This window comes from Pelosinus propionicus DSM 13327, from assembly GCF_900114615.1.
Classification (GTDB): Bacteria; Bacillota; Negativicutes; order DSM-13327; family DSM-13327; genus Pelosinus; species Pelosinus propionicus.
Window position 1 is genome coordinate 78,381 of record NZ_FOTS01000017.1, and the last position, 25,557, is coordinate 103,937.

Consider the following 25,557-nt stretch of genomic DNA (forward strand, 5'->3'; position numbering starts at 1 on the left):
TTTTTACTAAAATTTACATTTTTTCTATGAGCATAAAATTCTCTAGAATTATTAAAATTCCTTCCTAATATTTTCAAATTCTTTCATAAAATGTACTTAATTCACTCCGAACACTTAATAAATTTTCAATGAGTAATGCGAAAAAGAAGACCTATTCATCACTTCATTTTAAAGCGATGAATAGGTCTGCCGACTGGCATATATTCCAACACCATTTGCAATTTTCCTTCTAGTACAAGATAATCTAAATATCGACGAGCTGTAACGCGAGAAATCCCAACTTCACTTGCTACTTCATCAGCTGACAAAGCTTCACTAGCAGCACTTAATAAGTTCACAATGGAATCTAAGGTTACTCCATGCATGTTCTTGGGCAAATGCTCATTAGTCTTAGCCATTTTAGCAGAAAAGAACTTATCCAATTCAGCTTGACTAAAACTACTTTGCCGGTTCATTTTGTTGTTAAAATCTCGATAAGCCTCTAAGGTATTGCGATATCGATCGAATTTGAAAGGCTTTATTATGTAATCAATTGCACCATAGCGCATAACGCGGCTGATCATTTCACTGTCATTCGCCGCCGTTATCAGAATCACATCAACATCAGCGTCTTCTTTACGCAGTAATCCCAATACTTCCATGCCATCAACTTCTGGCATGTAAATATCTAATATAATTAGATCCGGCTGCAATTTAGTGACCAATTCGATTGCTTTATTACCATTGCCAGCAATACCTACTACAGAAAAACCATCCACAGCTTCCGTAAATTTTTTATTAATATCAGCAACCATAGGATCATCATCTACTATTAGTACTTTAATTTTCTTCATCATTTTCACCTTTACTGCAATAAGGAATCCATACTTTAAATTCTACGCCACCTTCTGGAAGGTTGCAATGAGAAATAAAACCATTATTAACTTTAATTTTTTCTGACACCAAGGCTAGTCCATAACCTCGATGGGCTCCCTTACCAGACATGCCCCTTACATAAATGCTATCACCCAAACTCTCATTGATCCAAGGTCCCGAATTTTGAACCATAATTGCAACTCCCGCCTCTTCTTCTCGAATACCCAGAATTATTTTTTTACTCTCGACAGCCGCAACAGCTTCTGTTGCATTTTCAATGAGATTTCCTAAAATGATTACCATATCTCCACTAGTTAATTGACCAGGTAAGTTTTGCATGGCGGTATCAGATGTAATAATAAACTCAATGCCAAGTTCTCTTGCACGACTCATTTTCCCTACCAGCAGGCCAAAAGTAACAGTATCCTTTATCCTGTAGCGCAATTTTTCAAACTCATCTTGGTTCGTGTCATAACTTTCAATAATTAAATCTACGGCTTGCTCGTAAGATCCTAACTGAATGAGTCCTGCAACAGCATGGAGCTTATTTTTAAATTCATGGGTTTGGGCACGCAAAAGATCTACAAATCGATGTACCCCTGTCATTTCTTCTGCTAATCGAGAAATTTCGGTACGATCCCGAAAAGCAATAACTGCTCCTACAACATGGTCATCTACAATAGTAGGAACAACATTGGCAAGAATAATCACATCGTTCACACGCTGTTCCTGATCATACAATGCTTTACCACTATCAATGACAAAATCTAGACGCAATTCAGCAATAAAGTTTGCAATTGCCTGACCAAATATTTCTTCTGGCTTTTTTCCAATAATAGCCGCAGCTTCATTGTTAATAACACGGACTATTCCTTTTACATCTACAGCCACTACCCCCTCACGCAACGCATCAAGAGTAGCTTCATTTTCTCTAAACATCGTAGCAATTTCATAAGGCTCTAATCCATAAATGGCTTTCTTTATATTTTTTGCAACCAGTGCCGAGCCAATAATACTTAGTATCAAAGCTATCAGTAAGGCATATAAGACATTCTTACCGCCTTCTAATACTTTGTTATAAATTTCATCTATATAAAATCCGACGGAAACAAAGCCGATTTGCTGCCCTTCTACTGCAAATATAGGCACATTTGCCCGTAGAGAAGGCGCTAAGCTGCCCTTGGCAATATACATATATTCCTGACCTTTTAGAACCGGGTCACGATATAAACTGGTCAAAGGTGTTCCTAAATTCTGCGAAGTTGGATGGGACAAACGGATTTGATTCATATTTGAAATTACAATAAATGCCGCTCCTGTTGACTTGCGCCATTCCTCGGCAATAGGCTGCAATACATCTGATGGATGTTGATTATAAAGTATACTTTCTCGTACCTGCGGCATTTGAGAAATAGACCTTCCAATAGATAATGCTCGATTGCCAATATCATCTTGAATTTCCTGATAAATATGATGTATCACAAACGCACCAGCCAGAGTTAATGCTAGGCACACAATTCCTACTGTCAATAGCATAATCTTATATTGTAAAGATATTCTCTTTTTTTGCATATACAAAAAACCACCCCATGACTGCATAACATTCCACATGGATTATCTTGTTCCTGCTCATATAAGAGACAATACCTAATAAAAATGCAGATGAAGGCAACTCCATCTGCATTTTTATCTTTATTATACTGGTTTACGTATCACATCAAGTATCGTACCATCCCGATATTCGACGACACCTACTATTTCGTCTGTAACCGGAATCGATTCGGGTTTTCCTGTTAAATCATAAGCAATTTGCTGCAGCTCCTCAATTGACATGAGAGGAATGTTTGCCTGCTTTAAATTTTCGAAAACATCCTTACGGTTTGGATTCACTGCAACCCCTCGTTCAGTAACAATGACATCCACTGTTTCACCAGGTGTTACGATGGTATGAACTTTATCTAGTACCATAGGTAAACGCCCTCGTAATAAAGGCGCTACTACAATAGAAAGACCTGCACCTGCTGCAGTGTCACAATGACCGCCTGAAGCCCCCATAATGACGCCATTGGAATTGGTAATAACATTTACATTAAAATCAACATCTACTTCTGTTGCACTTAAAATTACTACATCCAGCTTGTTGACAATGGGTCCTCGATTATGAGGATTTGCATAATAGGAAGCTGACATTTCCAAATGGTTCGGATTATTTCGCAAAGAATCAATCGATGGTATATCAAAATCCTGAACATCAAACAATGTCTTAAATAATCCTTGATCGAGCATTTCTACAAAAGGAGCTGTAATGCCGCCTACGCCGAAGCTGCCAACAATACCCTGGGCTATCATTTTTTCTTTAATAAATTGTGCTGCTGCTAAAGAAGCACCACCGCTGCCTAATTGCAGAGAATAATCATTTTTGAAGTAACCTGAGTACTCGATAACACTACTGGCATATTCCGCTATAATCAGTTCCTTTGGATCTTTACTAATTCGCAATGCCCCAGAAGCAATCCCTTTTGGGTCGCCAATAGCTTCCACTTCAACAATAAAATCTACATTCGTTTGGGGAATGCTAATCGGATACAAGGGGTGAGGTACCAGATGATCCGTAATGGCAACTACCTGATCAGCATACGCTGCATCGCACATGGCATATCCCATAGAACCACATGCCGACTTACCTTCAATACCATTAATATTGCCATAGGTGTCACATGCAGGAGCCCCTATAAAAGCAACATCAATTACCACTTCTCCAGCTTCAATGGCTCTGGCACGCCCACCATGCGAACGTATTAGCACTGGCTTTTTCAAGAATTTACCGGAGGTAAACAATTCCCCTAATTTTCCGCGGCCGCCACTTGTTTCAATCGCAGTGATGACGCCTTGCTCAATATAAGGAATGATCGCATCATGAGTACTGGTTAGTGAACTGGCAGCCAGCGTTATATCACGAATTCCTTTGCGAGCAATAGCCTCCACTACCATATTAAGCACATAATCACCATTGCGGAAATGATGATGAAATGAAATGGTCATCCCACTCTTTAATCCTGTTGCTTCTATAGCCTGATCGATGGATTTTAAAATTTTTTCTGAGCGAGGCTTATTTACAGTAATTTTAGGTCCTACAACTCGCCCAGTAGGATTGGCTGCAAATGGCCCATTATATAATTTTACTTCTTTGAAACCCGGTATTACTGAAGGAATATCTCTGCCCGCTTTATTTAGCATCTTATTGCCCCCCTTTGCGTAAGCCAAGAGCAATCGCATAACTAATGACTCGTTCTGCACGTGTTACCACTGGTACATCAATCATTTTTCCGTTTAAGGCAATAACTCCTGAATTCTTTGCTTTTGCTTCTTCATACGCTGCAAGAACTCGTTCTGCCAAGTCAATCTCTTTTTCTGTTGGCGTAAATATTTTATACAGCAATTTGATTTGTCGTGGGTTGATTACAGACTTACCATCAAAGCCCAATTCTTTAATGCGAGTCGTTTCGGCAATGAAACCGTCTTCATCGTTTACATTGGAAAATACGGTATCAATGGCCTGGATCTCAGCAGCACGAGCGGCTAACAAAATTTGTGATCTAGCTGCAAACAACTCATTACCATGAGAGCTTCTTGTTGTTTTTAAATCAGCAAGAAAGTCTTCGGCACCAATAGCAAGAGCTACCATCCGGGGGCTGGCAGAAGCAATATCATAAGCTTTCATCAAGCCTTTTGCCGTTTCAATGGCAGCCATCATCTTAATGGAGCCTTGAGAGAAGCCATTTTTCATTTCTGCCTCAGAAATAATTTCATCAATCTCCCGAATTTCTTCTGCAGTTTCTGCTTTCGGCAAACGAATCAGGTCTGGTTTCGCAGGTAATATGGCTGCTAAATCATCTCGGCCATAGGGTGTTGTGATATGGTTTATGCGAACTGCTACTTCACAAGGATATTTGATATATTTAATGGCATTATGCACTAATTGCCTTGCTGCATCTTTTTCACTTACTAATACAGAATCTTCTACATCAAAAATCACCGTATCGGCTTTATAAATACCTGCATTCTGTAACATGCCTGGATTATTGCCTGGTACGAACATCATGGCTCTACGCAACTTTTCCATTATAATCCTCCCCTGTTTTTAACTTACTTATAAATTAAATGCGATCTTTTTTACATCGGGCAACCGCCGTTAAGACCCTAGCTTTAATGGTACAATCTAACGCGCCTCTGTCATTTGCAAAAACTTTCACATCAGTTAGTCCCTGCTCACTCACTAAGCTCACAATTAAATTCTCAATGTGGCGTCCATATTGCTTAACAACAGGACTCTGCAAATCAACCACAATACCCGTCTTGGCACCTTCAGCAGGAGATATGGTAACCATAATATCACTGGATTCTAAAGTACCAGCCTGACCTGTTCCTACGATAGCCATTTTATATAAACCTCCATTACAATTTGATACTACTACCTAGCTCCGTATTAAAATTAACTTCGTGTATTATTAAAACATTAACTATACAGGCAGAAAAGCTTTTGTTCATTTTGGTCACAATATTCTTAATATGAAATTATAGGGTAAAATAAAATCGGGCAGTTCTTGATGTATTTCATATACATAACATCAAAGGCCTACCCGCTATCTCCTAATACTTACTACTTTATATCTTTTTTTCTTCTGCTTTTGCCAGCATTAAATCGACATGACAATATCCATTGGGTGTTTTCTGTAAATAATCCTGATGGTACGCTTCTGCCAAGTAAAAATTCTTAACAGGCTCTACTTCAACTACTATAGGCTCTGAATGAAATACTTGCTGTTCCTTAATAAATTCCAGGATACATTCCTTTTCCACCTTGTCTGCATAATAGATGCCACTGCGATATTGAGTCCCTAGATCAGGCCCTTGGCGATTGAGAGTTACTGGGTCAATAATTCTAAAAAAATGTTCTAATAATTTTCTTAAAGACAGTACCTCTTCCTGATACGTAACCTCACAGACTTCTGTATGTCCTGTTTTTCCTGAGCATACTTGCTGATACGTAGGATTTTCTATATGTCCTTGTCCGTATCCTACTTTGGTACCTGCTACTCCCTTTAGTTGCTGAAAATAGGCTTCCACACCCCAGAAGCACCCTCCTGCCAGCCAAATTTTTTTCATAGCAAATCTCCTCTCCAATTTTTATTCAAAAGCCTGCCAAATCTCTTGGCTATTTTTTTCTGCTAAGTATTTTTCCATTTTACGATGAGGTCCGGCAAAAGATAGTTTCTCCCAATCTCTACGGTTTACCCACTTTAGTCCCTCATCATTCGGTACAATTCGGTCTGGTGCAACGATACAATAATGGAAGGATATATCCCATTGCCGATGACTAAAAATATGTGTGCACTGCAGCAGTAATCTTTCTAATTCAATCACCTGACCTGTTTTTTTATGAATGCCCTGACGAAAGATATCCATAGGATCTCCATCTTCCTTAATTTCTACAGTTGGAAATTCCCACATCCCCGCTAATAAACCTTTATTAGGCCTTTGATGCAATAGATAAAATTCACCTTGACGAATCACTCCTGCGATAAGACGCACTGCTTTAGGCGGTGCTTTTTTCTTCTTTACAGGAAGCTGTCCTTCCTTGCCATTTCTTTTTGCATAGCAGCAGTCTGCTAGCGGACATAAGGCACACCGGGGTGTTTTCGGAATGCAAATAGATGATCCTAAATCCATTAAAGCCTGATTAAAGTCACCAGGCTGCTCTTCGGACATCTCATCGGCAACCAGCTGTTTTATATTTTTTTTAGCAGCAGGAGACGAAATGTCTTCCTCTACACAAAATAGTCGGCTAAAAACCCGCAGAACATTTCCATCAATAGCTGGCTCTTTTTTATTATAAGCAATACTTAAAATAGCCCCGGCAGTATAGTCACCAACGCCGGCAAGACCTATAACCTCTTCTTTCGTTTGCGGTACTTGTCCGCCATAGGATTGGTTCACCTCTCGTACCCCTTGCAGTAGATTTCTAGCCCGGGAATAATACCCCAATCCTTGCCAGTAACGGACTACTTCCTCTTCCTCAGCCTCTGCTAAACTTTTTAAATCAGGGAATCTTTCCATCCATCTATCAAAATAGGGCTTAACAGCCTCTACCCGAGTTTGTTGCAGCATAATCTCTGAAACCCATATCCTATAGGGATCTTTATTCCTGCGCCATGGCAAATCTCGTTTAAAATCTTCATACCATGTCAATAATAACTGTGCAATTTTCATTTCTTCTCCTTATTATTACGCTGCTTACTTAAGCTTTTTTCATAATTTATAATTTTTTAACTATCCCTCTATAAAGTATTTTTTCATAAGAAGAAAAAATTATATAGAACAAGGATATTGAAGGTAAGTATCTAATTATAGTATAGAATCATTTTAGGAAGGAGGCACATTGCTTGAAGATTTTGTTTTGGGATATTGACGGCACTTTATTGAAAACAGCAAAAGCCGGCTTATATGCTTTTGAAGAAGCAGTTTCCGAAGCCCTGCATACAAAAGTTGATTTTACTACTATTAAAACAGCTGGCATGACCGACTATTATATTTCACATCAAATACTCCTTCTCGCCACAGGACGGGAACCCTCTGTCCATGAAATCTGCAATCTAGTCAGCCTTTACGAAAAAATATTGCCAAGCCACTTAGCATCCCGCAAAGGTCATCTTACTCCTTCAGTAAAAGATATTCTGATCTACCTGCAGCAGAATCCAGACTACGTATCCTTAATCCTTACAGGCAACACCGAATTTGGTGCTAAAGCAAAATTACGCCAATATGAGCTGGATAGCTTTTTCAATTTCTCATCCAGCGCTTTTTGCGACAATTGCTTCAATCGCAGAGAGATATCCAAACAAGCCCTCGTAAAATTACAGCAGCACTACCCGCAAGTTCCTTTGGATCAAGTGTATGTTATTGGTGATACGCCTAATGATATTGACTGTGGTAAGGCCATTGGTGTGCAAACTATTGCAGTAGCTACAGGGGGATATACATTGCAAGAATTGCAGGATCACTCGCCATGGTGGGCTGTCTCTACACTGCCTTCACCCCAAGAATTTGCAGAACACTTGGAGAGAAGAAAATAGTTTAATACTTCTTTTCCCAAAACATGTGTATACTATCAGGATGATAGGTTTTATCACGCTCAACTTTAATTACTTCTTGCTCGCCAGGGATTTTTATCGTGATGCCTTTACTAGGCTGAAAACTCACGCCCGGGCTGAGAATAATTTCCTTCTTTTTATTCTTAATAGAGTATGTATGTTCTTCCAGATCTACAGAATCTTCATGTGAAGTGACTGCGGGCACAGAAGAGAGGTTTATCTTTTGGCTTTCCAACTGGTTAGAGGGATCTACAGCAGCCTGCCCCTCCTCTACCTTTATAGCCTTGCTGTCACCCTCCCTATTTAGAATTACAGTTTCAGCGGGAGGGATATTTTCCGTACCATTCTCTGATTTGTTTTTTTCGTCTATATCATGTCTCTGAAAATACAAGTAAGCCCCCAATAAAACTACCGCGATTAGAGAAAAGCATATCACTTTTAAAATTCTCTTCACAATAATCTCCTTTACACCCTTATATACCATTAAACAAATTGTATTATAATTATATTCTACTACTAGTGTAAATCACATGACATTGCAAAGCAACTCATTTCCAATTTTCTTCCATTTATTTTTAGGAGGTTTTACCATGAATCATGTAATCGAATTGTTAAAAAAACATGTATCGGTTCGTAAGTTTACCACGCAGCCCGTTGATGATCAACTGCTAATAGAAATCATTAAGGCAGGCCAGCAAGCTTCCACCTCCAATCACATCCAGGCCTATACCATTATCAGGGTAAAAGACAAAATTAAGAGAAAATCTATTGCTAAATTAGCAGGCAATCAGGCCTGTGTTGAAGAAAGCCCCGTTTTCTTAGTATTTTGTGCTGATTTAAACCGATTAGGCAAAGCCTGTAGAATGAATAATAAACGATTTGAAAGCGGTTATACGGAAAATTTTATTTTAGCTACTGTTGATACAAGCCTAGCAGCGCAAAACATCATGGTTGCAGCAGAATCAGTGGGCCTTGGCGGTGTATATATCGGTGCATTACGAAATAATCCTGAAGATGTTTGCGAGTCACTAAACCTTCCCCATAACGTATACCCTGTCTTTGGCATGTGTCTCGGCTACCCTGAAATCCGAAATAAAGTTAAACCTCGTCTCCCTTTATCCTTAATCTTTAAAGAAGATAGTTATCATACTGAGGGAGATGAAGAAATCTTAAAAGAATATGACCATAGCATTAGAGATTATTATATCGCGAGAACCAATGGACAAAGAAACAATACCTGGACAGAAGGTATGTCATCTTTCCTAAAAGACAAGCAGCGCCCTCATATGAAGAACTTTTTAGAAACGAAAGGGTTTGAGATGAAATAAAAGCACAAAAGTCTGATCCACAAAATGGATCAGACTTTTATTGCTTATTCTACAATAATATCCTGCAGCTTACGTTTTGGTACATGATGTTCCTGATTATTATCCCGCCAGTATTTTATGTCCTCTCCATCATTAATTTCATCGAGAATAACAGTCTCTTTTGGCTTACCTAAAGCAATAACAAGTAAAATTTCGTATTGATCAGAAATCTGCAATGCAGTTTTCAGCTCGTTACGCTTAATACTTTGAATGATGCACCCGCCAAGCTCCATGGAGCGTGCTCCAAGCAAAATACTCTGTGCTGCAATTCCATGATCAACACCACTGGGCCCTATATTCGTATCTTGAAGAATCACAATATAACCAGAAGGCCGTTCTCCTTCTTCTGGTCCTGCCCAGTCCTTTAAGTAACCAGCCCACTGTAAATGGGGGAATATTGAATCATTCTTTGATTTATCCCTTGATATGATATATTTCAAAGGCTGTTTATTAGCTCCTGAAGGCGATAATCTCCCGTAATCAACAAGTTCTCTCATTCTTTCTACTGAGATACTGTGTTCTTCATGAAATCGTCGATAGGAACGATTAGAAACAATTAAATCATAAAACATATAGTGATTCCCCCCATTTTATATTTTAAAGTCTTTTTCGACATCTACTCTATTTTAACCTTTAATTCCCAATCTAGTCCCATATCATAATTAAAAATTCAGATGAAACAAAAGCTTCATCTGAATTAAGTATCTATAATCCTAAATACTTTACTACATTCTCCATAAAGTCTGGCATTAATGTAGACGCTAAAAGCATCAGGGTCAATAGAATCAACACTACGGTAAATGTCCATGAGACCACATTGTACCATGCAGGATTTACATAATTACCCATGATGTTTTTATTATTCGCGATCAGCACCATAAAAATTAGGATGGGCGGTAAAAGTGTGCCGTTAACAACTTGGGAAGTAAGCATTACTTGATACAATGATAAATCCGGCCATAATACCAATCCAGCACCAATAACGATTAATGCCGTATATAGACCAAAAAAAGCAGGAGCCTCTTTATAGGTTTTACTAACACCGCTTTCAAAACCTAATGCCTCGCAAACAGCATAGGCCGTACTAAGAGGCAGTATAAATGCCGCCAACATAGAAGCCCCTAATAAACCAAAAGAAAATAGCAAACTGGCATACTCACCAGCCATTGGCTTTAATGCCATCGCTGCATCTTTTACAGTATCAATGTCAATGTTATTTACATGTAAAGTAGCTGCTGTTGCCACGATAATGAAAAAAGCAATCAGCCACGTAAAAAATGCACCAAACATCACATCCCAAAAGGTATATTTATAATCTTCAGCAGTGATTCCCTTATCAACAATGGATGCCTGAACATAAAACTGTCCCCAGGGTGTAATCGTGGTGCCAATTACACCAATCGCCATAATTAGAAAATCAGCATCAGTTGAAAAGCTTGGTGTAAGCGATGCTACAAATACTTCACCCCATGGCGGATCAATAATGACACCTGAAATAACATAACTTAGAAAAGTAGCACACAACACTAAGAAAATCTTTTCTATTTTTCCATAATCAGCCTTTAATACCAGCCACCAAATTAAAAACGCCATAATGGGCACTGCAATGTATTTACTTACACCAAAAATTTCAAAGCTCGTCGCAATACCTGAAAATTCGGAAGCCGTAGTCCCTATATTAGCAATTAACAATACACTCATTGCAAAAAAGGTCCATTTAACGCCAAATAATTCACGGATTAAATCCGATAACCCCCGTCCTGTAACAGCTCCTGTCCTTGCAGATATCTCTTGGGCAATCGCTAGGCAAATACTGCTGATTAATACAATAAATAGCAGTCCATAGCCATATTTTGCTCCAGCAGCAGCATAGGTGGCAATACCGCCAGCATCATTATCAGCAAATGCGGTGACAATTCCTGGTCCCATTACAGCTAGGAATAATCCTAATCTCTTACGCATATTCTTTAGTGCATTCATCTTTATCGCCCCCGCCCTGCCGTTTTTGTTAAGGCAAACCAGGAGTACGTATCTAGTTTGCCGCGCTCTGGCATTAATATATCAAGAATATCATCGACTGTTACAATTCCGACCATAACATTTTGTTCATCAACCACTGGTACGGCTAATAAACTATATTTATTAATAACCTCCGCTACCTTTTGGTAATTATCCTGATCCTGCACTACCGCCACTTTCGTGTGCATCAAATCTTTCAAAGTTGTTTGAGGTGCAGCAACAATTAATTCCCGCAATGACAGAACTCCCTGAAGATGCTCTTCATCATCCATAACGTATAGGTAATAAATGGTCTCAGCCGTCGGTGATAATTCTCGCAACTGATTGATAGCCTCTTCCGTGGTAATATGAGAAGAAAATGCAATAAACTCATTCGTCATTAACGCTCCAGCAGTACCTTGCTCATACTGCATAAGTTCTCTAACATCCTCAGCGTCATCACTTTCCATTAATTGGAGCAATCCTTCGGATTTTTCTGCTGGCAGTTCACCCAAAATATCAGCCGCTTCATCTGGAGCCATCTCTTCTAAAATATCCGATGCTCTCTGTGCGTCCATTTGTTCAATAATTTCTACCTGGGTATCTAGATTCAATTCTGCCAAGGTATCAATTGCCTGTTGATCATCTAGGTTTTCTATAAAGTTGGCACGACGTTTATAATCCATTTCCTCAAGTAATTCTGCAATATCTGCGGGATGAAGTTCGGTCAGCTGCTGCTTTAAACGATTGAGTTGAAGATGTGAATTCCAGCTTTCTAAAGGCTTAATAAACTCTAAAATCAGCCAATTTTGTTTGAACTTTGTAAAGAAAAATTCCAAACCCAATCGCCTGAATAAGCCCCGAACACCAATGTCAACAGCGACTAACACCATATGCTGCTTTCCATCCTGCACTACCCAAGATAATATAATATCGTTTACCCTTACCATTTTAGAACCTTTAATATCAATGATCTGTTTATCCAGCAGCCATTTGCTGGCATAAATATCATTTTCATGCAAAGGGACCGTTTGATCGACAGTAAAGTTTCCGATGAGCTCTATCCTATCATTATCGCCAAGTACAATCCATTCCATTGGAATCAGATTATGTATTTTATTTGCATATTTGACACCAATTACCCTCGGATATACACCATCCCAGCGCACTGCGATATCTTTTACCCGCCCAAAACGATTTCCTGCTTTATCATAAATCGACTGACCGATTAATTGGCTAAAGTAGAATTCACCTACCATTTTTAATGCATTCATATTTTATTCCTCCTTCTTTGCCTGGAGTCCGTCCGCTTTAACGTGAACAGACAAGTTGTTACTTTGATGCTTTATTATATGATCACTGGGTCCGGAATCCATAAAACCACCTCCTATTTCTAGTATACCTTCCTATATGAATTAAAATGAAAAGACCTTCTCATTAGATAAGAAGGTCTTTTCATGCTGCCATGCTTCATACTTGCTCTGACCTTCTCCAATCGTTGAGTTTTAGCACTGCATAACGTAGAGGTATACAATCCTCAGCCACCTTGAGTAAAACCTTAATTCGGTAATACCTGTTCTACCCATTGGCGTCTTTCGACGTTTCCGGGCAGTGGCCTGTGTTTATACAGGAGCCTCACCTAACGAAGAAGTTCTATATTTACATTTCTAATTTTCCTGCCTTACTATAGTATATCCAGCTACAGCCACATTGTTCATCCAAAGCAAGAAAATAGATAAAGCCCCCGTTACCGGAAGGCTTAAAAAGCGAATTTAATACACTCATACCTTCCCCACTCGTACGAGTTTTGGCACTGCATAACGTAGAGTAAAAGTAAAAATCCCTCAGCCACCTTAAGTAAAACCTTAATCCGGTAATACCTGTTCTACCCATTGGCGTCTCTCGACATTTCCGGGCAGTGGCCTATGTTTATGCAGGAGCCTCACCTAACGAAGAATTATTTTTCTATTATGAGCGTACTACTTTTAGCGAAATGTGTCAATACCTATTTTACATTTCGTCAAATGTTTAATTGCCTTATTAATATGATCTTATAGAAGAAAAACGTTCATCACTAGCGATTATCCCCTTAAATCTCCCTTTATGTCCATTTTTATTCCTTTACCTATTTAATATGCGTTCCTACTTCTAATTCTTCTAGTCCTTTACTGCTTTTTCACATTCTTTTCATAAGAAAAGCAATCCTATCATTTCTCTATATCTTATTCATTATGGCACCATATTGCTTTCCGAATCAATTGCCGTATCATTTACACTCTCTTTTGGTCTCGTCAAATTTTGCAGTTGAGACAAAAGCATTCCGGCGAACATAATGACACACCCTAACGTTTCCTGAAAACCTAACCTCTCATTTAAAATCAACCAGCCGCCAATGGCAGCAAATACGGTTTCCATACTTAGAATAATGGCAGCATGAGAAGGTTGAGCACTTTTTTGCGCAACAACTTGCAGGGTATAAGCAACGCCTACAGAAAAAATACCGCCGTATAAAATAGGAACAGCAGCTTGATAAATAGACTCAATACTAATCGTTTCCAAGAACAATGCTGAGATTAAACTCAAGATAGAACAAGTAATAAACTGAAAAAAAGCCAACTTCAATACTGGTACACGACAAGAAAAATGATCAATTATTAAAATGTGAATTGCCCAAAAAAATGCTCCTGTAAGTTCTAATATCTCTCCATAGGAAATATAAAGACCATCTTTCACACAAAGAAAGTATAAACCTACAACGGCGATTACAGAACCAATCCAAGTGCTCATACTGACATATTGTTTTAGAAGAATTCCTAATATCGGTACAAGTACAATATATAGGCAAGTAATAAATGCAGCTTTCCCCGCGGTTGTATAGATTAATCCAATTTGCTGCAAAGTTGCGGCAATAAATAATACAATACCAGCAATGATCCCCGCTATCATTACCTGCTTTGTTCCCTCTTCTGCCCGATTGTCCTTGGGAGAGCGATTTTGATAATAAAAAATTAAGGGCAGTAAAGAAAGCCCTCCCAAAGCAAATCTCACACCATTAAAGGTAAAGGGTCCTACATATTCCATCCCTACTCGCTGTGCCACAAAAGCCAATCCCCAAATAGCTGCAGCAAGTAAAAGTAATATATTCGATCTAAGTATACTCATAATAACCCACTCTCTAATTTGTATTTTAATTAAGATACAATCTATCACATATAACAATATTAGTCAAAGGACAGCTTCCTCATGCTATCTTACACGGCTAAACTAAATTACTTTAGAACTTAATATAGATTTAATCTTTCTCTAACAATAGCCTTCTCTTAATAAAGATATTATTATATTGTACATAAATTATCTAGGAGGGCTAAACATTGAAAAAAATAACTCAGTTAGTTGTTTTGCTATGCATCGGAGCATTCACTATTTTAGCTTTAGGGTGCGGCAATTCTCAAAACACATCCTCAAAAACCCCAAGCAAGGTTATGATTGAATATTGGCATGTAAATGCAGAAAGTTTTGGCGGTCCTTCCGTGAAACAACTGGTAGAACAATTCAACAAAGAAAATCCTGATATTGAAGTCGTAGAAAAATATAATCCTGACATGTATAAGGGATTAACACAAAATTTGCAGGCGGCTATGGCATCTGGGAAAAATCCTGATGTTGTACAAATGGGCTACAGCTACTTAAATTATGCAGGTGAAAATTTAAAGTATGCGTCTATACCCGATATTATCACAAAACTATCACCAGAAGATAACAGCTACTTACAAGATAATTTTCTGCCGAATGTACTTGCCTTAGCTACAACTGATGATGGTAAACAAATTGGAATTCCTTACTCTGTCAGTGTACCTGTACTCTACTACAATCCAGATGTTTTTAAACAAGCTGGTTTAGATCCAAACCAGCCACCACGCACTTGGCAAGAAGTAACTCAATATGCCAAAACCATTAAAGAAAAAACAGGTATCATGGGCTTCTTCATGCAAGAATATGCTGACAACTGGGCACAACAAGCTTTGATAGAATCGAACGGCGGACAAATTTTAGCAAAAAAAGATGGCCGCACTATGGCTGGTTTTGACACTCCTGAAGCATCCGAGGCCTATCAAGTACTTGCAGATATGGTGAAAAACGGTAACGGTCTTCACGCAACAAACGAAGAAGCCTTCCAAGCCTTCTTAAGCGGAAAACTAGGCATGGTATGCACAACAATTGGCAAGCGGGATAACTTTGAAAAAAGTGCAAAATTTACCGTCATGGCTGCACAGTTCCCATCGTTTGAAGGAAAAACAAGAAGACTCCCTGCAGGCGGAAATTTACTCATGATCTTTTCTCAGGATCCTGACAAACAAAAAGCAGCTTGGCGCTTCGTTAAATTCTTAGAATCTCCTGGAGCTCTCGCTCTTTGGAGTAAGGGTACTGGCTATCTGCCACCACGCAAAGGAGTGACAGAAGATCCTCAAGGATTAAAAGATTTTGCCGAACAAAATAAAAATATGCAAGTGGCTATGTCTCAAATGCCTGAAGTTGTGAAATGGGCTAGCTTCCCTGGTGCTAATGGTTTACAAGCTGAACAAGCACTAATTGATGTCCGGGATATCATACTCAGTGGAAAACAATCTGCTGCTGATGCTCTCAAACAAGCAGCTGCTAAAATCAATTCTATGCTTTAATCAAAAAAAGCTAAAAATGTCGTAAGAAGTCAAAAGTTTTTTACGACATTTTATGCTTACTACTTATGGAAGGATAACAAACCAAATGAGTCGTTTTACTTGGCAGTCTGTTTTATTTCTAGCGCCAGCCGTCATTACATTATTACTTTTTGCTTATTGGCCGCTATTGCAAGACGTCTGGCTCAGCTTCCACTCCTGGAATATGGTAAGCCCTACGATGAAATTCGTAGGACTTCAAAATTATCTACAGTTACTTTCTAGCGGCGAATTGATCAAAATACTCTTAAATACAATCCTTTATATTTTGGTCTTAGTTTGTGTCAATTTCATTTTACCTTATCTTTTATCCTTTATTATTGCTCATCGTCTCAATCGTTTCAGCTTCTTTTATCGTTCCGCCTTATTCATTCCCAGTACAGTTTCTCTGGCTGTAGCCAGTATTCTCTTCCTTTGGATATTGAATCCCTTAGCTGGCCCCCTCAATATTATCCTTTCTGCAATTGGTTTAGAATCCCCTCGTTGGTTCAAAGAGTCTGGGTTAGTTATTATCATTATTGGACTGATTATTGGCTGGAAAGTTTTTGGCTATAACCTCATTCTACTAGTAGCTGCTATGGTGGATGTTCCTAAAGAACTGATTGAAGCCGCTCGCCTAGAAAATGTCTCCAATTGGCAGCTTTTTCGACGCATTATCGTCCCTATGACATCGTCAACAGCTCTTTATGTCTTTGTAATTACCGTTGTATTTGGTTTACAATACGTTCTTGTTCCCGTGAATATGTTAACGCAAGGTGGTCCAGACCAAGGCAGCACCAATTTGGTATACATCGTGTATCAATACGGTTTTGTCTTCTTTCAGACAGGCAAAGCTTCTGCCTTCGCCATAGTAACGATGCTACTATATGCCCTCTTTTTGATTGTGAAGACGAAGGTATTAGACAAGAAGGTGCACTATGAAAATTAACAGCTATCGAGACTGGTACTGGCATATTTTACTCTTATTCGCAGTAGTGATTCAACTTTGGCCTCTCTTCTTTATGCTTTCCACTTCCTTTAAGACTATGGATCAAATTTTCTTATCCACGTTAAATCCCCTTCCCGCCAAACCTGTACTAGACAATTACTTGTATGTGCTGAAGAATCTCCCACTTGTTCAGTATATTGTAAATACCTTGCTGATTGCCAGCAGTATCACTCTTGCTAAGATTATCACAAGTATTTTAGCTGGTTTTGCTTTTGTTTATGCTGATTGCCAGCAGTATCACTCTTGCTAAGATTATCACAAGTATTTTAGCTGGTTTTGCTTTTGTTTATTATGAATTCTCCCATAAAGAAAAGCTTTTTAACACATTATTACTGACCTTTTTTATTCCCATTACCGTTGTCATGATGCCAAACTATTTGCTTATATCCAAACTTGGTTTATTGAATACGCCTTGGGGAGTCATACTGCCTCAGCTAGCTGACGGCATGGGAATCTTCTTAATGCGTCAAAGCATGCGCAATATCCCTAAGCCATTGCTAGAAGCAGGAAGATTAGAAAACGCCAGTCCTTGGGTCATATTAACACGAATTATATTACCACTTATCAAACCTTCCGTCATTGCCATGGGAATTGTCTTCTTTATTAACTCTTGGAACGATTACTTTTGGCCACTGCTCATTCTACATGATAAACCCACGTACACATTGCCTCTGGCTTTACAAATGTTTATCAGTGCTGAAGGCGGCAGTGAATGGGGCATTGCCATGGCAGTCGCCATGCTTACTGCCTTGCCCCCCCTCTTATTATACCTAACCTGTCAGCGTTTTATTATGAATACCTTTATGCAATCTGGGGTGAAAGGATAGATAAACTTATGAATGGAATTATTTTTGAAAATGTTTGCAAATCCTATGGTGAAACTCCGGTGGTCAAAGATTTAAACATGGTCATCCAAGGAGGAGAGCGACTCATTCTGCTGGGTCCATCAGGTTGTGGAAAAACGACAACACTACGAATGGTCGCTGGTCTGGAAACCATCACAGCAGGTACCCTCAAGATGGGAGGGCAAGTTGTAAATACAGTTGAACCCGGTGCGCGAAACATCGCCATGGTGTTTCAAAACTACGCATTATACCCCCATATGACCATATGGGAGAATATCACTTTCGGTCTCTTCCTTCAAAAAATACCAATAGAAGAAATCAAAGCAAGAACGGAGCAAGCACTAGAAATCCTTAATCTTTCAGCCTACGAACAACGAAAGCCAAACGAATTGTCCGGAGGTCAAAAACAGCGAGTAGCTCTTTGTCGTTCCCTAGTGAAGCAAGCTCCTTATTTCCTCCTAGATGAGCCTCTTTCCAATCTGGATGCACAACTTCGCCTGCAAGCCCGTACTGAATTAGTTAAAATCCACAATCTCTATCGTCCGACTTTCATCTATGTTACCCATGACCAAGTAGAAGCAATGACTGTAGGGCAGCGAATCGCAATCATGAACCAAGGCGCTCTGCAGCAACTAGACACACCAGATGCCATCTATCAACATCCTGCCAATACTTTCGTTGCTTCTTTCATCGGCTCTCCACCGATGAATTTAATGAAAGGATCTTTTCGCGATGGCGCTTTATGGATAGCAGACAGTCGTGTAAATCCCCCCACTAAATGGCACAGGCATTTAGCAGAGCATCAGGAGCTATGGATTGGGATTCGTCCAGAACAATGCTGTTTAAGCGACACCCCCATGCTCTATGGACAAATAGAATTTGTCGAACATCTAGGCAGCCAGCGCTGTATCCATCTTCGCCTGCATCACGACGGTCAACGTTTGCTGTGTATGCTTCCAGTGGATCAACCCATTCCTGCAGGAACATTAGGGGTATCTTTCTCTTGGCAGCATGTGAATGGATTCGATAGACATGCTGGACAAAATATTGAACTCCCAAACAGCCTTTCTCATAGCTATGCCTGCTAATTCCTATTAATTCGTAAAATACTCTATTCATTACGCTTTTAAAGGAGGTCGAAACGTTGCTCTTATCTCTTAGCAATTTATCTTTTATCGGATTTAACTATACTGCATTAAAACAACTCCCTGACAGCTTAGGACTAGAAATTTTTTTATGAATTTGGCAATCATTCTCATTGGGATAAAGTGTTAAAAGAAATTTATCCTCATCAATCACCGCAAAATTTAAGCATTCACGGACCATGCATTGGAGTTAATTTAGCTGATGAAAATGACAGCCACTATCTGGCCCATTACAAAGACGTATTTGAATTTGCCGCCAAGTGGAATGCCAAATTTATTGTAGTGCATACCAATGAAGAATTTACGGGAGACAAAACGGTTGTCCGCCAGCGGGTACAGCATCGACTTCAAGAGCTTTTGCTACTCTCTAAAAATTATGAGATCCAAATACTCATTGAAAATGTTGGATTACAGACAAAAGGTACTCTATTATTCGATTGGAAAGAATACCGAGAACTACTAGTAATGTTACCAGAAGCAGGTTCGTTGCTCGATGTAGGACACGCATACATTAATCGATGGAACTTACCGAATGTCATTGAACAATTAGGAAAAAGGCTTATCGCCTGCCACCTGCATGATAATCACGGATTATCTGATGACCACCTGCCGATTGGTCAGGGAACGATTAACTGGAATGTATTATTTGCTGCCATTTGCTCGTCTGTTCCTAAAACTACTCTCGTCTTTGAATACGCCAATGTAGATATACAGACGGCCTTAGCTAGTATTCAAGCTACTGAGAACAGTTATCTTGTGCAAGCAGCGAAGATCACGCAGGATTAAGATTCAGCTGGAGTGAATACTTCAGCTGTTTTTTATATCATTACATTTCTTTATCGCTTGTGATAATCGTTGTATCCCTTCAATGATTTTTTTTTCTGACATATTAGAATAGTTTAAGCGAAATGTATTTTCAACGCCGCCATTAGGAAAAAAAGAATCCCCCGGTACAAAAGCTACATTATTTTTCAGACAGTCATGAAGTAAGTCTATGGCCTTAATATGCTCAGGAAGCTCTACCCATAGAAACAAACCTCCCTGAGGATGAGTAAAGCGTACTCCCTGGGGCATTGTTTTCCTCAGCTCTTCCACCATTACATCTCGGCGTTTTCGATATACAGCAACCAGCTTCTCAATATGTGCTTCAAAGTCAAACACATCCATGTAGGCTGAGATCTCCATCTGGCTTCTTATGGATGTACATAAATCAGTCCCCTGTTTTACTAATACATACTTTTCAATAAATTCAGCATCAGCAGCAACCCATCCTATACGTAAACCTGGACAGAAGGTTTTGGAAAAAGTGCTTGTAAAGATGACATTTCCTGACCTATCCATTGATTTTAATGAAGGAAGAATCTCATTTTCAAAACGTAATTCTCCATATGGATTATCTTCAATAACTGGAATATTATATTGCTGCAGCAGCTTCATAAAATCACGTCTACGCTCCAGCGACCAAGTTTTTCCCGTAGGATTTTGAAAATCAGGGATTACATAAATTAGTTTTATACTTTTTTGTGCTGCAATTATTTTTTCAAGTTCTTCTATAATCATTCCCTGGTCGTCCGTGGGAACTTTTATAAAACGCGGTCCATAAGCTTTAAGAGCGCTAATGGCCGCTAAATAGGTTGGGCTTTCGCACAGTACAAGATCTCCTTCATCTAAGAAGAGCTTTCCAGAAAGGTCTAACGCCTGCTGTGAACCACAAGTGATTACTATGTTATCAGCAGTAACACTTGTTTTAAATTTCCGGTTCATTCGCTCTGCTATTTTCTCTCTCAAGGGTTTATATCCTTCAGTAGTGGAATATTGTAAGGCTTCTCTACCCATTTGTTCTAATATTCTTATGGATATCTCCTTTAATTCTTCCACCGGAAACAATTCCGGAGCCGGTAATCCCCCTGCAAAAGATAATACCTCTTCCCTCTGAGTAATCTTTAATATTTCCCTGATTTCTGACGCCCGCAATGTTTTCATACGTTTTGCAAAAGTAACCGCCATCACAAAGTCCCTCCTATATGTATTATTATGAAAATGTTTACTGTGAATAGAACTCCCATTTGCGTCAAACAGCAAACTCACATCATGCGCAATACCAATATCATGGTCATACCTGCCCCCATAGTCACAATAGGAGGTTGACGATTATAAGCTACCAAGGCTGTTACTATACCTGCCAGCAGATAATGATTCGAAAAAGTTATTGCGATATAACCTTTTGGTGCAAAAAGGGCTGGCGCAATCAAAGCAGTAAGTATCGCAGTAGGTACATGCTTCAAGAAACGTCCAAGTCCGGCAGGTACATTCCCCAAAAGCCCTATACTGGCAAAACGAGTCGCAAACGTCACTACCGCCATAGCAAGGATACTTATAAGAATTTCAAATCGCATCTTGTTTCCCTCCCATAAGACCACCTGCCATAGCTGCAGCCAAGCAAGCAATAATGATATACCATTTACCAGGAATTAAAATAACAGCCCCGACGCTAACCACAGTTGCAACAAGGCATACGACTACACTAGCTTTGTCACGTAAGCGGGGAATCAGCAAGGCTAAGAAGGTAGCTGGCATAGCAAAATCCAACCCCCAGGAGAGTGGATCACTTATGTAATCTCCTAAAATAACACCACCGATGGTGGACATCACCCATAAGAGGTAGCATATTGCATTGCTTCCCAACTGATAGGCTCCCGTATAACAGCCAGCTTGTGCACGCTGTATCGTCACTGCATAGGTTTCATCCGCCATTCCAAAAGAAAGAAGAGCCTTAAACGGCATGGATAGCCCACTCATATAAGGAGCAAGGGAGGCACCCATCAATAGATGACGAAGATTGATTAGTAAAGTCGTAAAGCTGACCATTGCCAAACTAGCCCCCTCCATAAGCATCGGCAGACAGATAAACTGGGCCGATCCAGCAAAAACCAGTATGGACATTGCAATGGTCTCTCCTGAAGTTAAACCAATGGACTTTCCCAAAATACCATATGCTAAACCAAAAGGAATCATCCCAACTATTAAAGGTACTGTGTCACTTACACCCTTGCGAAAGTCCTTTTCCTGCATTGCTGCCCCTCCAATACTTTACAGTTTTTTTACTTATAATAGCTTGCAGGAATTTAATTGTAAATATCCAATATAATATAATTAAAATACCAATTCTATCTTTTAAGGAGAATTATATAAATGGATATTACCAAAACGCTAAGTGGTATTCGAATTGACCATTCTAGTTCAGCCCCCATGTATTTGCAGCTTGCAAATGGTTTAGCTGCAAAAATTCAAAATTCAACTCTTTCTGCTGGCACCAAGCTGCCTCCAGAGCGAGAGCTCGTCAAATTACTGGAAGTTAGCCGCACTACAATTATTAATGCTTACAGGCTTCTGGAGGAACGGGGTCTGATCATAACACGAGTGGGAAGCGGCACTTACGTTGCTGAGCCATCATTTATAAATGAGTCATCGGCCACTATTCTTTGGGAGCAATTGTTTACACCTCAATATAAATCACCGCTATCATCACTGCTGCGTACTTTAATTGCTACTCCCACTGCAGATGAGACAATTTCCCTTGCAGCCGGTATGCCTGATCCGGCCTTTTATCCTCTCTCCATCATTGAAAAAGCTCTCGTATCCAGTAAACATGACCTTGAAGTTTCCGATTTCGGTCACATGACTACCGAAGGGTATCTTCCTCTAAGGCATTCTTTAGCCGCATGGCAAAGCCGTCTGGGAATCCAAGCCACTCCCGATCAAATTCTAGTCGCCTCTGGCTCACAGCAAGGTCTATATCTCATCGTAAAAGCCTTCGTAGAACCCCGGGACTACGTGATAGTAGAATCACCGACTTACCTAGGGGCAATTCAGGCATTAGAAGCTTCTGGCGCTCGGATCCTAACCCTTCCGCCATCTGATGGTATTAACTTCGAATTGCTTGAAGACTACCTCATTCGCTATCGCCCTAAATTAATGTATACCATTCCCACTTTTCAAAACCCTACTGGTCGGGTTATGTCGTTGCACGACCGACAAGAACTAATTCGATTAGCCTCACGATACCGCTTGGTCATCATAGAAGACGATCCCTATAGTCAGCTCTATTACGGTCAGCAGCCCCCTCTTTCTCTCAAAAGTCTAGACACCTATGGCGGCGTAATTTATATGAGTACTTTTTCCAAAATACTTTTTCCTGGTTTGAGAACAGGCTGGATCATAGCAGCTCCACAGGTTATCAATCGATTAGCACAAGAAAAACAGCATATCGATCTGCATAGCAATAGTCTTTCTCAAATTATTCTTCATACTTGCCTGGAAGAAAATTACCTGATAAATCATTTAGCTACTGTCCGTATGGAATACAAAAAACGCCGGGATGCTATGGTTAGCGCAATCCGGCGATATTGCAATGGTTATATGGATTTTAATATACCCGAGGGAGGTTTTTACCTTTGGTGCACACTAACTCCTCCCGCCTCTGGAACAGAACTAATTCGTCGTGCAGCTGCAGCAGGAGTTTCTTTTGTACCTGGTGAAGCTTTTTATACAAATGGAACTAAAAGTAATGAAATACGTCTTTGCTTTGCCACCCATAATGAAGAATTGCTAAAAGAAGGCATACGAAGATTAGGGCGCATCTTTGCATCAGGTGCTGCGAATGCAGCACAGCCGTCAGACATAGCTGGGCGGCCAATCATTTAAAACATCTTTCTACCGTGCAATATCATCTACGTCCAGAGATTCATTTGACACTAAGTGAATCACAATGCGATAGGGCAAATTAACGACTTGTTGAGGCGGTTTGCTAATCCATCCCGTTTGTACACCAATCTGACGAGGAGAATCATCTTGCCGAATGCGAATCTTACCATCTTGGACTTCTATAATGGCATATTCCGTCTCGCCGCCAATGCGAATTTCCTCATAGTAGCCTTGCCTTAAGGTAATGGATTTAAACAGCTTATTGTCTACCCGAATTTCAGCAACTGTATTGGCTTGAGCGGGAAAGAGAATCACACTAAGAATAATTCCTGTCAACGATACTACGCAAAGTATCCCTATCAGCCATTTATCACCTAATGTAAGTCCTATCTTTTTCATCATATATCCTCCAAATGACAATTGCTATATATAGATTGTATCTAATTATTACAAAGCGCGCAAATTTGTACCCTCATTCAGGCAGCAACAATTCAATCAGCCGCTTTAGAACAGGGGATAGATACTTATTTCGATGATAAATAATGCTAAATTGTCTTTTAAAAGACACCCCTTCTATTTTTATGATAGTAAGCTCTTTTCGTTCTAATTCCTTTTGCACTGCCATCCATGATATAACGGAAACTCCCAGACCAATTGCTACAGCATTCTTTATGCTTTCAGCATTATTATAAACACCAATGACATTCCAGTTTATTCCTCTTTCTGTCATCACGGATTCAAATAAATTTCGAGTACCGCTTCCTGCTTCACGTACAATTACGTCAGCTTCTTCAAGCTCCCCTAACGTTATCTTTCCTCTTCTGCCAAAGGGATGAGCAGGAGCGCTTACTAATACTAACTTGTCTTCCATAAAAGGCACATGTAATATGCCAGAGGATTGAACTTTACCTTCAACCAAGCCGATATCTAACTGATCGGCCAGCAGCATTTCTTCAATTACTGTCGTATTATTCACAGTAGATACAACTTTTACCTTGGGATTGCTTTGCATAAATTCTCTTATCACACTGGGTAAAATATACGTTCCGACAGTAACACTGGCACCGATCCGTACGATACCATTATCATGAATCTCTCGCATAGACTCCTCTACTTCTTGGTTTAAATTGACGATATGCCGGGCATATGTTAACAACTTTTGACCTGCAGGGGTAATAAATAACTTACGTCCCAGCCGCTCAAACAATTTTACATTATAATGTTTTTCTAATTCAAAGATTGCCTGGCTGATAGAAGGCTGTGCTATAAAAAGTTTTTTCGCTGCGGCAGTCATATTGCCTGCATCGCATACACATAAAAAAACGTACAAATGTCGTAATGTCATCATATTTCCTCTTGTCATAGGTATTTACCTATCATTTTTATTATATTATAGTATTTTACATATTATTCTTCAACTGATAGTATCATGTTTATCAAGCAATCTGGTAATATGTCAAGCCCATAAAAAATAAGTTTTGTAAGTAATCCGCAAAAAATGGGTGCACTAAACAAGCCTCTTCTTCAAGCCGAAGAAAAAGTAAATAAATGGGATCTATTAACTTTGGCTTACTCTACTTGGAGAGTAAAGCTGATGGTTGGCCAGCAATCCAAAAATCAGCCGGATGAATTTACGAGCAGTAAGTGCGAGTGCGCGTTTGTGCTGATGAGTTTTAACTTCATCATACTTCTTCTGGTAAAAAGCTGCATATTCAGATAAATGATTCTTTACATGGCTAGTAGCTTCAATTAAATAGTATCTGAGATAAGTATTGCCAGCTTTTGAAAG

27 protein-coding genes, 1 pseudogene and 2 riboswitches are annotated in these 25,557 nt (G+C 39.5%); of the genes and pseudogenes, 9 read left to right on the forward strand and 19 right to left on the reverse strand.

The window, feature by feature from the left end; genetic code table 11:
* Positions 1 to 158 precede the first annotated feature (158 nt).
* The 7 genes from BMZ99_RS11075 to mutY form a co-directional block, all read right to left on the reverse strand.
* Positions 159 to 836 carry a response regulator gene (locus BMZ99_RS11075; protein WP_245754924.1) on the reverse strand — a complete coding sequence of 226 codons (678 nt, stop codon included), beginning with the start codon at positions 834 to 836 and terminating at the stop codon, positions 159 to 161.
* Entirely contained in the window at positions 820 to 2,427 is a 1,608-nt protein-coding gene (locus tag BMZ99_RS11080; protein WP_090936749.1) for a Spo0B domain-containing protein, read from the reverse strand. Before BMZ99_RS11080 ends, BMZ99_RS11075 begins: the two co-directional genes overlap by 17 nt.
* A gap of 123 nt (positions 2,428 to 2,550) precedes the next feature.
* Positions 2,551 to 4,092: a citrate lyase subunit alpha gene (gene citF, locus BMZ99_RS11085; RefSeq protein WP_090936752.1), complete on the reverse strand. Its 1,542-nt coding sequence runs from the start codon at positions 4,090 to 4,092 to the stop codon at positions 2,551 to 2,553.
* 1 nt (position 4,093) lies between these two features.
* Positions 4,094 to 4,978, reverse strand: a complete 885-nt coding sequence (locus tag BMZ99_RS11090) for an aldolase/citrate lyase family protein (RefSeq protein WP_090936757.1) — start codon at positions 4,976 to 4,978, stop codon at positions 4,094 to 4,096.
* Positions 4,979 to 5,012: 34 nt separating this feature from the next.
* The gene (gene citD, locus BMZ99_RS11095; protein ID WP_090936760.1) at positions 5,013 to 5,294 is read right to left on the reverse strand and encodes a citrate lyase acyl carrier protein; all 282 of its coding nucleotides are present in this window, start codon (positions 5,292 to 5,294) and stop codon (positions 5,013 to 5,015) included.
* Between the two features lie 226 nt (positions 5,295 to 5,520).
* Positions 5,521 to 6,021 (reverse strand): peptide-methionine (S)-S-oxide reductase MsrA, encoded by a 501-nt coding sequence (gene msrA / locus BMZ99_RS11100; RefSeq protein WP_090936763.1) that lies wholly within the window; start codon positions 6,019 to 6,021, stop codon positions 5,521 to 5,523.
* 21 nt (positions 6,022 to 6,042) lie between these two features.
* The gene (gene mutY / locus BMZ99_RS11105; protein WP_090936766.1) at positions 6,043 to 7,125 is read right to left on the reverse strand and encodes an A/G-specific adenine glycosylase; all 1,083 of its coding nucleotides are present in this window, start codon (positions 7,123 to 7,125) and stop codon (positions 6,043 to 6,045) included.
* A 173-nt stretch (positions 7,126 to 7,298) separates the two neighbouring features.
* On the opposite strand from mutY, the gene BMZ99_RS11110 reads away from it, so the two are divergent.
* Complete coding sequence (locus tag BMZ99_RS11110; protein ID WP_090936769.1) at positions 7,299 to 7,988, forward strand: HAD family hydrolase; 690 nt, start codon at positions 7,299 to 7,301, stop codon at positions 7,986 to 7,988.
* A 1-nt stretch (position 7,989) separates the two neighbouring features.
* Here BMZ99_RS11110 and BMZ99_RS11115 read toward each other — a convergent pair whose 3' ends face one another.
* Entirely contained in the window at positions 7,990 to 8,460 is a 471-nt protein-coding gene (locus tag BMZ99_RS11115; protein ID WP_090936772.1) for a hypothetical protein, read from the reverse strand.
* 136 nt (positions 8,461 to 8,596) lie between these two features.
* Here BMZ99_RS11115 and nfsA point away from each other — a divergent pair, with 136 nt between their 5' ends.
* Complete coding sequence (gene nfsA, locus BMZ99_RS11120) at positions 8,597 to 9,334, forward strand: oxygen-insensitive NADPH nitroreductase (RefSeq protein WP_090936774.1); 738 nt, start codon at positions 8,597 to 8,599, stop codon at positions 9,332 to 9,334.
* A 44-nt stretch (positions 9,335 to 9,378) separates the two neighbouring features.
* Here nfsA and BMZ99_RS11125 read toward each other — a convergent pair whose 3' ends face one another.
* The 5 genes from BMZ99_RS11125 to BMZ99_RS11145 all read right to left on the reverse strand — a co-directional run bounded on the left by BMZ99_RS11125 (position 9,379) and on the right by BMZ99_RS11145 (position 14,533).
* Positions 9,379 to 9,945, reverse strand: a complete 567-nt coding sequence (locus BMZ99_RS11125; protein ID WP_090936776.1) for a nitroreductase family protein — start codon at positions 9,943 to 9,945, stop codon at positions 9,379 to 9,381.
* Between the two features lie 133 nt (positions 9,946 to 10,078).
* Positions 10,079 to 11,353 (reverse strand): Nramp family divalent metal transporter, encoded by a 1,275-nt coding sequence (locus BMZ99_RS11130; RefSeq protein WP_090936779.1) that lies wholly within the window; start codon positions 11,351 to 11,353, stop codon positions 10,079 to 10,081.
* A 2-nt stretch (positions 11,354 to 11,355) separates the two neighbouring features.
* Positions 11,356 to 12,645 (reverse strand): magnesium transporter, encoded by a 1,290-nt coding sequence (locus BMZ99_RS11135; RefSeq protein ID WP_090936782.1) that lies wholly within the window; start codon positions 12,643 to 12,645, stop codon positions 11,356 to 11,358.
* 209 nt (positions 12,646 to 12,854) lie between these two features.
* Positions 12,855 to 13,025, reverse strand: a riboswitch (M-box (ykoK) riboswitch).
* A gap of 5 nt (positions 13,026 to 13,030) precedes the next feature.
* Complete coding sequence (locus tag BMZ99_RS27365; RefSeq protein ID WP_281246783.1) at positions 13,031 to 13,156, reverse strand: hypothetical protein; 126 nt, start codon at positions 13,154 to 13,156, stop codon at positions 13,031 to 13,033.
* Positions 13,156 to 13,332, reverse strand: a riboswitch (M-box (ykoK) riboswitch). Its footprint overlaps the gene before it by 1 nt.
* Before the next feature lie 268 nt (positions 13,333 to 13,600).
* A complete protein-coding gene (locus BMZ99_RS11145; RefSeq protein WP_090936788.1) occupies positions 13,601 to 14,533 on the reverse strand; it encodes a DMT family transporter in 933 nt (310 codons plus the stop codon).
* Positions 14,534 to 14,742: 209 nt separating this feature from the next.
* On the opposite strand from BMZ99_RS11145, the gene BMZ99_RS11150 reads away from it, so the two are divergent.
* The 6 genes from BMZ99_RS11150 (at position 14,743) to BMZ99_RS11170 (ending at position 19,850) form a co-directional block, all read left to right on the forward strand.
* Positions 14,743 to 16,050, forward strand: a complete 1,308-nt coding sequence (locus tag BMZ99_RS11150) for an ABC transporter substrate-binding protein (protein WP_090936791.1) — start codon at positions 14,743 to 14,745, stop codon at positions 16,048 to 16,050.
* Positions 16,051 to 16,135: 85 nt separating this feature from the next.
* On the forward strand, positions 16,136 to 17,014 hold the full coding sequence (locus BMZ99_RS11155; RefSeq protein ID WP_090936795.1) for a carbohydrate ABC transporter permease: 879 nt from the start codon (positions 16,136 to 16,138) through the stop codon (positions 17,012 to 17,014).
* The gene (locus BMZ99_RS27010; protein WP_245754925.1) at positions 17,004 to 17,324 is read left to right on the forward strand and encodes an ABC transporter permease family protein; all 321 of its coding nucleotides are present in this window, start codon (positions 17,004 to 17,006) and stop codon (positions 17,322 to 17,324) included. The genes BMZ99_RS11155 and BMZ99_RS27010 overlap by 11 nt, the downstream gene beginning before the upstream one ends.
* A complete protein-coding gene (locus tag BMZ99_RS11160) occupies positions 17,293 to 17,901 on the forward strand; it encodes a carbohydrate ABC transporter permease (protein WP_245754926.1) in 609 nt (202 codons plus the stop codon). Before BMZ99_RS27010 ends, BMZ99_RS11160 begins: the two co-directional genes overlap by 32 nt.
* Positions 17,902 to 17,909: 8 nt before the next feature.
* Positions 17,910 to 19,007, forward strand: a complete 1,098-nt coding sequence (locus tag BMZ99_RS11165) for an ABC transporter ATP-binding protein (protein WP_090936798.1) — start codon at positions 17,910 to 17,912, stop codon at positions 19,005 to 19,007.
* Positions 19,008 to 19,187: 180 nt separating this feature from the next.
* Positions 19,188 to 19,850 carry a sugar phosphate isomerase/epimerase family protein gene (locus BMZ99_RS11170; protein WP_245754927.1) on the forward strand — a complete coding sequence of 221 codons (663 nt, stop codon included), beginning with the start codon at positions 19,188 to 19,190 and terminating at the stop codon, positions 19,848 to 19,850.
* 21 nt (positions 19,851 to 19,871) lie between these two features.
* Here BMZ99_RS11170 and BMZ99_RS11175 read toward each other — a convergent pair whose 3' ends face one another.
* From BMZ99_RS11175 to BMZ99_RS11185, 3 genes are all read right to left on the reverse strand, one after another.
* The gene (locus tag BMZ99_RS11175; RefSeq protein ID WP_090936801.1) at positions 19,872 to 21,071 is read right to left on the reverse strand and encodes an aminotransferase-like domain-containing protein; all 1,200 of its coding nucleotides are present in this window, start codon (positions 21,069 to 21,071) and stop codon (positions 19,872 to 19,874) included.
* 77 nt (positions 21,072 to 21,148) lie between these two features.
* Positions 21,149 to 21,460, reverse strand: a complete 312-nt coding sequence (locus BMZ99_RS11180; RefSeq protein WP_090936804.1) for an AzlD domain-containing protein — start codon at positions 21,458 to 21,460, stop codon at positions 21,149 to 21,151.
* Positions 21,450 to 22,136: an AzlC family ABC transporter permease gene (locus BMZ99_RS11185; protein ID WP_090936806.1), complete on the reverse strand. Its 687-nt coding sequence runs from the start codon at positions 22,134 to 22,136 to the stop codon at positions 21,450 to 21,452. The genes BMZ99_RS11180 and BMZ99_RS11185 overlap by 11 nt, the downstream gene beginning before the upstream one ends.
* Positions 22,137 to 22,256: 120 nt before the next feature.
* Here BMZ99_RS11185 and pdxR point away from each other — a divergent pair, with 120 nt between their 5' ends.
* Positions 22,257 to 23,768 (forward strand): MocR-like pyridoxine biosynthesis transcription factor PdxR, encoded by a 1,512-nt coding sequence (gene pdxR / locus BMZ99_RS11190; protein WP_090936809.1) that lies wholly within the window; start codon positions 22,257 to 22,259, stop codon positions 23,766 to 23,768.
* A gap of 9 nt (positions 23,769 to 23,777) precedes the next feature.
* On the opposite strand, the gene BMZ99_RS11195 is transcribed toward pdxR, so the two are convergent.
* From BMZ99_RS11195 to BMZ99_RS11205, 3 genes and pseudogenes are all read right to left on the reverse strand, one after another.
* Complete coding sequence (locus BMZ99_RS11195; protein WP_245754928.1) at positions 23,778 to 24,170, reverse strand: NusG domain II-containing protein; 393 nt, start codon at positions 24,168 to 24,170, stop codon at positions 23,778 to 23,780.
* 70 nt (positions 24,171 to 24,240) lie between these two features.
* Complete coding sequence (locus BMZ99_RS11200) at positions 24,241 to 25,116, reverse strand: LysR family transcriptional regulator (RefSeq protein WP_245754929.1); 876 nt, start codon at positions 25,114 to 25,116, stop codon at positions 24,241 to 24,243.
* 210 nt (positions 25,117 to 25,326) lie between these two features.
* Positions 25,327 to 25,557: pseudogene (locus BMZ99_RS11205) on the reverse strand (IS110 family transposase); the annotation flags it as partial.